The organism is Cognatishimia sp., from assembly GCF_964229375.1.
In the GTDB taxonomy this organism is placed as follows: domain Bacteria; phylum Pseudomonadota; class Alphaproteobacteria; order Rhodobacterales; family Rhodobacteraceae; genus Cognatishimia.
Genome location: NZ_CAXREH010000037.1, coordinates 17,783 through 29,556 on the forward strand (window position 1 = coordinate 17,783; position 11,774 = coordinate 29,556).

10 protein-coding genes are annotated in these 11,774 nt (G+C 58.1%); 6 read left to right on the plus strand and 4 right to left on the minus strand.

All coding sequences use genetic code 11. The features are described from left to right. Entirely contained in the window at window positions 1-1,086 is a 1,086-nt protein-coding gene (locus ACEQWH_RS02835) for an ABC transporter ATP-binding protein (protein ID WP_370228131.1), read from the plus strand. 68 nt (window positions 1,087-1,154) lie between these two features. Next, on the plus strand, window positions 1,155-2,129 hold the full coding sequence (locus ACEQWH_RS02840; RefSeq protein ID WP_370228133.1) for a LysR family transcriptional regulator: 975 nt from the start codon (window positions 1,155-1,157) through the stop codon (window positions 2,127-2,129). A gap of 5 nt (window positions 2,130-2,134) precedes the next feature. Here ACEQWH_RS02840 and ACEQWH_RS02845 read toward each other — a convergent pair whose 3' ends face one another. Then, entirely contained in the window at window positions 2,135-3,658 is a 1,524-nt protein-coding gene (locus ACEQWH_RS02845; protein ID WP_370228134.1) for a trimethylamine methyltransferase family protein, read from the minus strand. A gap of 180 nt (window positions 3,659-3,838) precedes the next feature. On the opposite strand from ACEQWH_RS02845, the gene ACEQWH_RS02850 reads away from it, so the two are divergent. Continuing rightward, complete coding sequence (locus ACEQWH_RS02850; RefSeq protein ID WP_370228136.1) at window positions 3,839-6,274, plus strand: FAD-dependent oxidoreductase; 2,436 nt, start codon at window positions 3,839-3,841, stop codon at window positions 6,272-6,274. Here the strand turns inward: ACEQWH_RS02850 and maiA are convergent. Genes maiA through hmgA form a run of 3 tightly spaced genes read right to left on the minus strand, consistent with a single transcriptional unit; the run spans window position 6,225 to window position 9,517 of the window. Next, window positions 6,225-6,881: a maleylacetoacetate isomerase gene (gene maiA, locus ACEQWH_RS02855; RefSeq protein ID WP_370228138.1), complete on the minus strand. Its 657-nt coding sequence runs from the start codon at window positions 6,879-6,881 to the stop codon at window positions 6,225-6,227. The two genes, ACEQWH_RS02850 and maiA, sit on opposite strands and share 50 nt — an antisense overlap. 19 nt (window positions 6,882-6,900) lie before the next feature. Continuing rightward, window positions 6,901-8,145 (minus strand): fumarylacetoacetase, encoded by a 1,245-nt coding sequence (gene fahA, locus ACEQWH_RS02860; protein ID WP_370228140.1) that lies wholly within the window; start codon window positions 8,143-8,145, stop codon window positions 6,901-6,903. A gap of 10 nt (window positions 8,146-8,155) precedes the next feature. Beyond that, on the minus strand, window positions 8,156-9,517 hold the full coding sequence (gene hmgA, locus ACEQWH_RS02865; RefSeq protein ID WP_370228142.1) for a homogentisate 1,2-dioxygenase: 1,362 nt from the start codon (window positions 9,515-9,517) through the stop codon (window positions 8,156-8,158). 72 nt (window positions 9,518-9,589) lie between these two features. Here hmgA and ACEQWH_RS02870 point away from each other — a divergent pair, with 72 nt between their 5' ends. The 3 genes from ACEQWH_RS02870 to ACEQWH_RS02880 all read left to right on the plus strand — a co-directional run. Further along, window positions 9,590-10,021, plus strand: coding sequence for a MarR family winged helix-turn-helix transcriptional regulator (locus ACEQWH_RS02870; protein ID WP_370228144.1), 432 nt, complete (start codon window positions 9,590-9,592; stop codon window positions 10,019-10,021). A gap of 107 nt (window positions 10,022-10,128) precedes the next feature. After that, window positions 10,129-10,992: a bile acid:sodium symporter family protein gene (locus tag ACEQWH_RS02875; RefSeq protein ID WP_370228146.1), complete on the plus strand. Its 864-nt coding sequence runs from the start codon at window positions 10,129-10,131 to the stop codon at window positions 10,990-10,992. Further along, the coding region (locus ACEQWH_RS02880; RefSeq protein WP_370228148.1) for an FAD-dependent oxidoreductase at window positions 10,989-11,774 on the plus strand (786 nt) is incomplete at its 3' end. The genes ACEQWH_RS02875 and ACEQWH_RS02880, both read left to right, overlap by 4 nt.

The following is an 11,774-nucleotide window of genomic DNA, read 5'->3' on the forward strand; positions in this document are numbered from 1 at the left end:
ATGGCTGACCTTAAACTGACCAATGTCGAGAAGACCTATGGCAGCAATGTCAACGTCCTCAACAACATCAATCTGGACATCAAAACCGGCGAACTGATCGTGTTCGTCGGCCCGTCCGGATGTGGCAAGTCCACTCTGTTGCGCATGATTGCGGGTCTCGAGAAAATCACCGGAGGGGTACTGGAAATCAACGGGGCCGAGATGAATGACATCCCCCCGGCCCAGCGCGGCATCGCGATGGTCTTCCAAAGCTATGCGCTGTACCCACACATGACCGTACGCGATAATATGTCTTTCGCACTGAAGATCGCCAAGAAAAGCAAAGCCGAGATCGACGAAGCCGTCACTCGGGCCGCAAAGATCCTACAGCTTGAAGACTATCTGGACCGTCTGCCAAAGGCCCTGTCTGGCGGGCAACGTCAGCGGGTCGCGATTGGCCGCTCAATTGTGCGCGACCCCAAGGTCTATCTTTTTGACGAGCCGCTTTCCAATCTGGACGCCGCCCTGCGCGTCGCAACCCGGATCGAGATCGCGCGTCTGAAAGAGGCCATGCCAGACAGCACCATGATCTATGTGACCCACGATCAGGTCGAAGCCATGACCCTCGCGAGCCGCATCGTGGTTCTGGCAAACAAGGGCATCGCGCAGGTAGGCACGCCGCTGGAGCTGTATGAAACGCCCCAGAATGAGTTTGTCGCGCAATTCATCGGCTCGCCCGCCATGAATCTCTTTGCAGGCGAGATCGTTGAAACCGGCGAGCAGACCAAAATCGCTTTGCAAAACGGTGGGACAGCGGTGTGCGCCCTAAGCACGTCGGATACCGACAAAGGCAAGGCCGTCAATCTTGGTGTTCGCCCAGAGGATCTGTTCCTGACAGAGGGCGACGCGGTGCTGACGGGGGATGTTGGCTATACCGAAGCGCTTGGTGAGGTCACTTTGATCTATATCGACAAAGACGCAGGTCAGGATCCATATATCGCAAAGCTGCCCGGCATTCACAAAGACCTACGCGGCGCCTCGGTCCGACTGGCTGCGCACCCTGCGAAAATGCACGTTTTTGACGCATCAAACGGGCTGCGGATGTAATCGACAAAGGTTTTGCGCGCCATGAGCTTCTCGAACTATAGTTTCGAGAAACCCGAAGGATTGCGCCAATGCCTGCACACCGCAAGGATCTGAGCCTGAAGTGGCTCGAGCTTTTCCAGACCTGCGCGCGCAAAGGATCTTTGCAATCCGCCGCGTTGGAAACCGGATTGTCGATCAGCACTGTCTCGCACCATTTAAAAAGCCTTGAAGAGCATCTTGGGGTCGCCCTGTTTGACCACAGCCGCAGGCCTATGGTGCTGACGCCCAAAGGCCACGTATTTCTGCGCAATATCGATGATGCCCTGCAGACGATCCGCAAAGCTCAGGCCGAGGCCTCTGCGGGCAATCTGGCCGAAGCAAGTTTTCTGCGCATTGGCAGCATCGAAGATTTTGACAGCGACGTGGCCCCGGCACTGGCCGTTCATCTGTCCAAGCGGATGCCCGACTGTGATTTTCTGTTCCAAACCGCCGCCAGCCGGGACATCCTGACCAGCCTTCGCGACCGCAAGCTGGATCTGGGGATTACCGTCAGCCCCCCCGAACGGCTTCGCGACCTGAACGAGCGCCCGCTGTTGCGTGATCCATTCACAGTGGTTCTGCCCGCATCCGGCGCGCCCGAAGTCTCTGAGATTTTGCAAGGCAAGGCGGACTTGCCGTTTCTGCAATACACACGCGATCTGATCATCGCGCAGCAGATCGAGGCGCAACTGGCCAGACTTGGCCTGACCATTCCTCGCAAATTTGCCTGTGACAACAATCAGACCTTGATGGCCATGGTCGCATCCGGTGCCGGCTGGACTATCAGCACGCCTTTGTTGTTTGCCCGCGCCCGGCGTTTTCACAAGGATCTCGCGTTGCATCCCTTCCCAAGCAAAAGCTTTGGCAGGCGACTGTCACTGGTCTGGACGCCCGACTGCGCGCGGTCGGTTTTGCAAGAGATTGACGCCAAACTGAGAGCTCAGATTTCTTTGGATCTGATCAACCCGATGCTGGAACGCGCAGCTTGGCTGTCAGATCACTTCACGCTGATCGACGAGCCATAGCCGCGCTACACACTCAGGATATTGAACCGCGCCCTGATCTCGGCGTCCTGTTCCGGCGTCAGATAGCTGGGCTTGTGCTCGTCAAGAATGGTGCGCGCTTTGATGCGCGCCCGCGTCCAGGCGTCTTGCGCCCCTGAATCCGTCCAGGCCTTTGGGTCATTGCGATCCGCCAAGTCGGGGTAAAAGTAATCCCTCTCCATCGCCTCAAGCGTCTGCTGGCCACCCAGAAAATGACCTTCGCCCAAGATTGCGTCGCAGATCGCGTCAAACCCCAGGGTTTCTTCGTTCACCTCCAGGCCGCGCAGGGCCCGATAGGTGTGGGAATGCATTTCGTCGTCCAGAACAAACCCCTCAAAGCTCGCCCCCAGCAGCGAGGATGTCATGCCAGAGCTTTCGTAAATCAAATTGCCTCCGGCCAAGGCTGCGGCCATCGACGTCAGCCCTTTTTCCGCGCCATATTGCGCGTCAATGGCCTTGGCGTCGGTCATCGAGCTGTCAACGCCCGACGGCAAACCCAGCCAATTGGACAATTGCGCCGATGCCGCGTTCAAGACAGCGGTTTCGCCGCTGCCGCCCGCAAAAGCCCCAGTCCGCAGATCGATAACGAAGGGCCAGTTGGAAAAGACCATCGGATAGCCCGGCTGAATGGCGTGTACCATCACAAGGCTTGCAAGTGTTTCCGCCAAAGATTGCGCCAGAAACCCAGCCAAAGGCGCCGGGGCCGTTGCACCCGCTTGGGCCGCGGTGATGCAGGACATCGGCACGTTGTGTTTGATACATTCATAGACCACATCGACCGCGTCCTCGCCGTATCGCATGGGCGAAATGATCGGGCTGATATGCGCTTTAACGAAGGGACGTTTGGCAAAGGCACCGGGGCCTCCGGCTGCGATGTCAAACATCTCGACAATCGGCGCAACATGTTCGGCCACAGTAAAGGCCGTTGCGGTTGGCTTTGTGGTATTTTTCAGCAGCGCATAGGCGGTGTTGATATCCAGATCATAGATATCCTCGACATCCGTCGCGATACAGCAGCGCGTGAACCAGCTGACGTTGGCGAGACGATCCTGCAAGCGGGCGAAATCATGCAAATCGCGCAGGGTCGAGGGGCGATAGGCCTGTGTGTCCAGATCAAGCGTCTGGACCGCAGCCCCGCCGGTGCCGAAGTAGACCTTATTGCCGCCAACCTCGATCGAGCGCGCCGGATCACGGCCATGCAATACAAACGTCTTGGCGGCTTGATCGATCGCAGCCTCAACCAGAGCAGCAGGGAATAGAACCCGCTCGTTCTCTCCCTCGACAGCGCCAGCTTTGATTAGATCAGCCCGCAGGCGGTCAGGCACTTCGCCCAGACCAAGTTTGGACAGTAAGGCAAGCGTCGTGTCATAGATCTGAACCAGCTCGCCCTCGGTCAACGGCTTATAAGCACCACCGATCTGGCCGGGAGGACAGGGATCAAACACCGGCTTTGCAGCCCTTTGTGCCAGCCGCGACTTGCGGCCGCCTCTTTTGCTTCGATTTTGTTCCATCGATCTCTTCGCGTTTTGGTGCCACCACTGAACGCGCCGCGCCGTTGTTTCGCAATCGTCACGACATTCATCCGAAAAAATCGAAACTATTTTTCTAATTTAGCAAACTCGCATGGTTTACGTTGAACCCACCTCATTTCTGGCAAATCTGAAACTCTAGATCGTGCAAGGAGTCCGGGAATGAAATCGCGCACCAAGGTTGTTGTTATTGGCGGCGGCATTGCAGGCTGCTCAACGCTTTATCACCTCACGCAAGAGGGTTGGAGCGACGTGGTTCTGGTCGAGCGCAATGAGCTGACATCAGGCACCACGTGGCATTCTGCGGCGCAGGTTACGAATTTCGGGATGAACCAAACGATGGTTGGCCTGAAAACCCACTCGATCGCGCTTTACAAAGAGCTGTCTGAGGACCCGGATTATCCGATCAACTATCACCACGGTGACGGCGGCATTCGGCTGGCAAACACGCAGGAACAGATGCAGGGTTACCGGCACTTCGCGTCTATGGCGCGAGGGATAGACGTGCATTTCGAGGTGATCGACGCAGACGAATGTGCCCGCAGGCATCCGCTGATTTCGACAGAAAATCTGGTCGGCGGACTTTGGGATCCTCTGGACGGCGACATTGATCCGGCGCAGCTGTGTCAGGCGCTGGCGCGGCGGGCGCGCAAGGCAGGGGCCGAGGTTTATCGCAACACGCCGGTCGTCGGCCTGACGCAACATAAGGACGACACTTGGACGGTGCACACGGAACACGGCGACATTGACTGTGATATCGTGGTGAACGCCGGCGGCTATCGGGTGAACGAAGTCGGCGCGATGATGGGCGTTCATCATCCTGTCGCCTCGATGGAGCATCAGTATTTCCTGACCGAGGACATCCCCGCCATCGCCGAAGCCGGCCACCGCATGCCCCTGCTGCGGTGCCCGATCAGTGACTATTATTGCCGTCAGGAAAAACAGGGTCTGTTGCTGGGCTTTTATGAACAAGACTGCAAACCATGGGGTATGGATGGCATCGATCCGAACTTTGTGAACGCGCTGTGCCCTGATGATCTGGATCGCGTGACCGACGTTTTGGAAGGCGCCTTTGCGCGGATGCCTGCTTTGATGGAAACGGGCATCCGTACCGTTGTGAACGGGCCGATCACCTATACAATTGACGGCGCGCCGCTGGTTGGGCCCATCCCCGGAAAACGCAATGCCTTCTGCATCATTGGCCTGCGCGCAGGGCTCGGTGAAGGCGGCGGGCATGGCTGGCTTTTGGCCCAGCAGATCGTGCATGGCGAAGCCTGCTATGACACCTGGTGCCTTGATCCGCGTCGCTTCACCGGCCACACAAATGTCGAGCTGACCTCGCTGAAAGCCATCGAAGACTATCAGAACGAGTTCCGCTTTCATTTCCCGCATGAACACCGCCCGGCCGGTCGCCCCGCCAAAACCACGCCTTTGACCCCCATACTGGCGGCAGAAGGCGCAGAGTTCACTGTCGTCAACGGATGGGAACGGGCCGACTATTTCAAACCCTCGCCAGAGTTCCACCCAAGCCTCAGCTTCCACTTTGACGAAGCCTTCGACGTGGTCGCAAACGAAGTGAAGGCCATACAGACTGGGGTTGGACTGGCGGAAGTGAATGGCTTTAACCGCATCGAGATCACAGGGGCCGACCGCCACGCGTTTCTGGACCGACTGTTCTGTGGCACCGTGACCAAACGCGACGGGCGGGTCGGCTTGGGCTATCTGCTGAACCACCACGGCATGGTCAAAGCCGAAGCAACCGTCGCCAACCTGCCAGCAAGCGACCGAGGCCCGGAGCGGGTCTGGTATGGCTCTGCAGCGGCGGCTGAATTTCACGACATTGACTGGCTGCGTCAACACATCAATGCGGACGAGGACGTTCAGCTCAAAAGCCTTACAAACGATCAAACCATTCTGGTGCTTGCAGGGCCAAAAGCCCGCGACGTCCTAAGCCACGTCAGTCGCGGTGATTGGTCAAAAGAGGCCTTCCCTTGGTTGTCGGTCCGCGAGTGCTTTATCGGATTTGCGCCAGCAACAGTAATGGGCGTCAGTTTTTCCGGCGAGCTGGCCTATGAAATCCATGTTCCCAACGCATCGCTTTATGCCGCGTATTTGGCCTTGCGGCAGGCGGGCGAGGCCTTTGGTCTGAAACTATTCGGGGCCCGCGCGGTCGAGTCGATGCGGATGGAAAAAGGTTTCTTGCACTGGAAAAGCGACCTGCTGACCGAATTCGATCCCTTTGAAACCGGACTGGATCGCTTTGTCAAAATGCAGAAGCCGGATTTTGTCGGCAAACCGGCATTGGAAGCACGACAGGCAGAAGGGCTGCGCAAAAAATTCGTGGTTCTAGAGATCGATGCCACCCACGCACCGGCGCACCCCGGCGGATCCCTGATGGACGACGGGCGAGTTGTCGGCACGATCACCTCGGGCGATTGGGGTCACCGGACGAGCAAAAATCTGGCCTACGCCTTTGTGGATCCGGCCTATGCGGATCTTGGCTGTCAGATGGAGCTGGATCTGTTGGGGTCAGCCGTTGGCGCCACCGTTATTGCGCCTGGCCAGTATGATCCTGACCATAGTCTGATGCGCGGCTAGGGTGTGCGTTTGCAAATGCCCTGTGATCGGCGCAGGCCGCTTCGATCGCCTGAATGCGCGGACAATCGTCATATCTGACACCCCAGCGGTTGGCGTTGTAAAGCTGTGGGATCAGACAGATATCGGCCAGGCCGGGCCTATCTGATGTGGCAAAAGTCGATCTGGGGAACCCGGCGAGCAAGGCCTCAAATGCTCGCAAGCCCGGCGCGATGAAGCGGTGCATCCAGTCTGTGCGCGCAGGCTCTTCGCCGCCGGTCGCGACTTTCATGACGGAGAGATTGCACACCGGATGCACGTCCACCGCCAGCGTCATGGCCAAGGCGCGCACCTTGGCACGCGCTGCCGCGTCCGCAGGCAAAAACCCTGCTTCGCGCGTGTCGTTTAGATACTCCAAAATGGCCAACGACTGGGTGAAGCTTTGCCCATCGATGTCCAGAACCGGAACCAACCCTTGCGGATTGCGCGCGATATGCGGCACTGAGCGATGGGCGCCGGCCAAAAGATCAACCGTTTCAACCCGATAAGGCTCCTTGACCAGATTCAGCGCAATGCGAAGCCGGTAGCTGGCAGAAGACTTGGGATAGTCCCAAAGAACCGTATCGGGCATGTGGTCGACCTTTCGGGTATTACTCGGCTGGGAACGTCACCGCCGGCTTGATGGTGCCTTCACAGGTGCCAAACCCGATCTGATATCCGTCCCCTTTGGCCGCACCGCTCAGGGTCAGCGTGTCGCCATCTTCGATAAAGCTGCGCGTCTCGCCGGTGTCCAAGGTCAACGGCTCTTTACCGCCCCATGTAAGTTCCAACAAGCTGCCGCGTTCGGATTTCTCTGGGCCCGAAATCGTGCCCGAGCCTAGCAGGTCGCCCGTAGACATTGCACAGCCGGAACTTGCGTGATGCGCCAGTTGCTGGGCCGCGGAATAATACATCTGAGCATAGTTCGTGCGGGCGATTTTGGTCGCCGCTTTGCCAGCCGGCGCCATAGTGACATCGAGATCGATGTCAAACAGCATCGGGCGCGGCTCTGCGAGATAGGGCAGCAAATCCTTTTCACGCTCTGGTGTCGACGCGCGGAACGGCTCGAGCGCCGCCGTCGTAACGATCCAGGGGCTGATGGATGTGGCAAAGGCTTTGGCCTGAAACGGGCCCAACGGTTGATATTCCCAAGCCTGAATGTCGCGTGCCGACCAATCGTTCAGCAGGACATAGCCAAAGATCATCTCATCTGCCTGAGCCACAGACATAGGTTGGCCCAGTCGTGATCCGGTGCCGACGATGGCGCCCATCTCAAGCTCAATGTCCAAGCGCTTGCACGGGCCAAACGACGGCATCTCGGCGTCCGGCGCCTTGGTTTGACCGTTAGGCCGCACGATGTCTGTGCCAGACACAACCACTGATGAGGCGCGCCCGTTATAGCCGATGGGGATATGCAGCCAGTTTGGTGGCAAGGCATTTTCTGGACCACGGAACATGGTTCCGACGTTCATGGCGTGATGCTTGCCAGCATAGAAATCCGTGAATTCCGTAACCGCGAACGGCAGATGCATCCGTGCATCCGCCTGCGCCACCAAAGGCGCGTCGGTGGGACCGTCTTCGCCAAGCACAGTCATCAACTGCGCGCGCAGATCGGCCCAGACCTCGGGGCCCATTCCCATCAATTTGTTCCAGCTTGGCGCATCAAAGGCGGTTTCAGGCAAGCTCACCAACCCGCTTGCTTCGGCGGCGGTGAGATCCAGGATCATATCGCCAATCGCGACGCCACAGCGGGCGGGCGCATCACCAACTGAAAACACACCATAGGGCAGATTATTAAGGGGAAATGGGGTCTGCGCAGAATTTGCAGACGTAACCCAGCTTTTCATCAGAGGCATAGTTATCTTCCTATTTCTTACCTGGAGTGCCGTCGAACTTCTTGTCGATATCGGCCCAGCAATCGATGTAGTCGTCCTGCAAAGGCGCTTCGTTGGCGGCAAATGGCGTCAGATGCTGCGGGAAGCGCGTTTCGAACATGAAAGACATGGTATTTGCCAGATATTCTGGCGCGAGATCGGCGTTGGACGCCCCCTCGAATGCGTTCTTGTCGGGTCCGTGTGGCAGCATCATATTGTGCAAACTCATGCCGCCCGGAACAAAGCCCTTGGGTTTGGCGTCATAGATCCCAAAGATGTTGCCCATCAGCTCGGACATGACGTTCTTGTGGTACCAAGGCGGGCGGAAGGTATCTTCGGCCACCATCCAACGGTCTCTAAACAGGACAAAATCGATATTGGCCGTACCCTCGACGCCCGAGGGCGCGGTCAGCACGGTAAAGATCGAGGGATCGGGGTGGTCAAACAGGATCGCGCCAACGGGACAATAGGTGCGCAGATCGTATTTGCAGGGCGCATAGTTGCCGTGCCAGGCCACCACATCCAAAGGCGAATGGCCGATTTTCGTTTCATGGAACTGGCCAGCCCATTTGACGGTCACAGTCGACGGCGTTTCGCGGTCTTCGAACGCCGCGACCGGGGTTTTGAAATCGCGCGGATTGGCCATGCAGTTCGCACCGATCGGCCCACGTCCGGGCAACTCGAATTTCTGGCCATAGTTCTCACAGACAAATCCGCGGCACGGGCCTTCAAGCACTTCGACGCGATAGACCAAACCACGCGGGATCACCGCGATCTCTTGCGGCTCCAGATCGATCACACCCAGCTCGGTGCAGAACCGCAGACGTCCCTCTTGCGGCACCACCAAAAGCTCGCTGTCGGCAGAATAGAAATACGCATCCACCATGCTTTCCGTCACCAGATAGATATGGCTTGCCATGCCGACCTGTGTGTTGACATCCCCTGCGGTGGTCATCGTCCGCATTCCCGTCAGCCAAGTCAGCGCCTGATCGGAATGCGGCACCGGATCCCAGCGATACTGGCCCAGCGAAGTGACATCCGGATCAATCAAAGGCGCGGATTTCCAGTGCGGCAGATCGATCTTTTGAAAACGGTGCGTGTGTTTCACAGAAGGGCGGATGCGATAGCACCAAGTGCGTTCGTTTTGGTGGCTGGGCGCAGTAAAGGCGGTGCCAGAGAGCTGTTCGCCATAGAGCCCATAGTTCACCTTTTGCGGCGAGTTCATCCCCTGAGGCAGCGCACCGGGCAGCGCCTCGGTTTCAAAGTCATTGCCAAATCCCGGCATATAGCCCGCATGTGTTCCCACAATCGTGGGGGCCATTTGCAGGTCTGAAGTCTCTTTTGTCTGGGCCATTGCGGTGTCTCCTGTGAAACTAGGTCTTGGCTAGTAGTTGCTTTTGTAACTAACAACATTTATTTTTCCAAAATGACCCAAGATTTCGACCTCAAAGACTTTATGCCGTATCTGCTCAATCAGGCTGCGGACGCCACCAGCTTGCGGTTTCAGAAATTGTACAAATCAAAATACGGCATGCTGCGCACCGAGTGGCGGGTGTTGTTTCACCTAGGCGGCTATGGCGACATGACCGCCAAAGAGATCTGCAACCGCGCAGGCTTGCACAAAACCAAAGTCAGCCGCGCCGTGCGTGCATTGCAGGACAAACGCTTCCTGCAACGCACCGAAGTGCCCGAGGACCGCAGACACGAAATCCTAAAGCTGACCCCGCAGGGCGAGCGGGTCTTCAATGACCTTGTTGGCGACGCCAAGAGGTTTGATGAGAAACTCGCCAGCCGTTTCACTACAGACGAGTTGGACACGTTAAAACGCGTTTTGGTGCGACTGGCAGATCTGGCATGAGCCGTGCCCCTAACTCCGCGCTGACGCAGGGTTAGCCGACCGCTGCGTTGATTTAGCGGCTCCGATATGCTGCCCTGATCTGGGGAGACGACCTTGGGAGGGGTATCATGGAAATCTTGGTAGACGTGTTTCTGCCCTTGTCGCTGGCAATCATCATGCTGAGCCTTGGCATTGGCCTGACTCCGGCCGACTTTAAACGGGTGATCGAGCGCGGCTGGGCCTTTGGCATTGGCGCACTGTGTCAGCTGTTGCTGATCCCGATCTTTGCCTTTGTGATCATTCAGATCTTTGGATTTTCCGGCGCGATAGCCGCAGGCATCATGCTTTTGGCGTTCTGCCCCGGCGGGGTGACGACCAATATGATGGCGCGCCTGGCCAATGGCGACGTCGCCCTGTCGGTCTCGCTGACGGCGCTGATCTCGCTGTTGTCGATTGTCACAGTCCCCATTCTGGTGGGATGGGCCGTGACCCATTTCATGGGCGCCAGCGCACCCGAATTTTCCGTGACTTCGATTGCGATCGCCATGTTCCTCATTACGACGCTGCCGGTTTCCATCGGCATGGTGATCCGCCACTTTGCACCAGGGTTTGCCGATAAGGCAGAGCCCAAGCTTTATGTCCTTGCGGCCGTACTTTTCGTGGTCATTGTTCTGGCCGCGATTGCCACCAACTGGGCGCTGTTCGTCGCCAATTTCGCAGCCCTCGGCCCTGCCCTCGCGGTGCTCAGCATCGCAGCGATGTTCGCGGGACTGATGATTGCAGGCCTCTTCGGGCTAAGCTGGGCAGAGCAAAAAACTGTTGCCGTCGAGGTCGGACTGCAGAATGGAACGCTTGGGATCACCTTGGCGCCGATCATCGCAGGTGTGGCGACAGGCATTCCTGAAATCGGCCTGCCGTCTGCGATCTACAGCATCATCATGTATCTGACCGGCATTCCCATCGTGCTTTGGTTGCGAGGCCGCCGCGCATGACCTCGGACAAAGTGAAGGCCGACGTCATCATTGTCGGCGCGGGGCTGGCTGGTTTGGCCGCTGCTGCAGAGCTTGGCGACCGCGGCAAATCCGTGATCATCGTGGATCAGGAAGGGCCTCAGAACCTGGGCGGACAGGCTCATTGGTCGTTGGGTGGGCTGTTTATGATCGACACGCCCGAACAGAGGCGCATGGGCATCAAGGACAGTCGTCAACTGGCCCTCAACGACTGGATGGGATCGGCTCAGTTCGACCGACCCGAGGACGCTTTCCCCCGTCAATGGGCCGAGGCCTATCTGGACTTCGCGGCGGGCGAGATGCGGCCTTGGTTGCATGACATGGGCCTGCGCTGGTTTCCTGTCGTGGGCTGGGCTGAGCGAGGTGGCAGCTTTGCGAACGGGCATGGCAATTCCGTGCCACGGTTTCACATCACTTGGGGCACGGGCCCCGGCGTTCTGGAACACTTTATCCGCCGCTGCAAAGAGCATGAAACGCTTGGCCGGATCACGTTCAAATACCGCAATCAGGTGGACCGTATCGAGATGCAGGACGGGGTGGCGATCGGTGTCAGTGGCGTGGCTTTGGCGCAGGACGATGCGCTCCAGGGCGCTGCGACTTCGCGAGACGTCGTCGGGGATTTCCGCCTTGAGGCAGGCTCTGTCATTGTGGCATCCGGCGGGATCGGGGGCAACTTTGAGCTTATCCGCAAGGTCTGGCCGTCAAAGCGACTGGGCCGTGCGCCCAAGGCCATGCTGTCAGGCGTTCCTGCGCATGTCGACGGT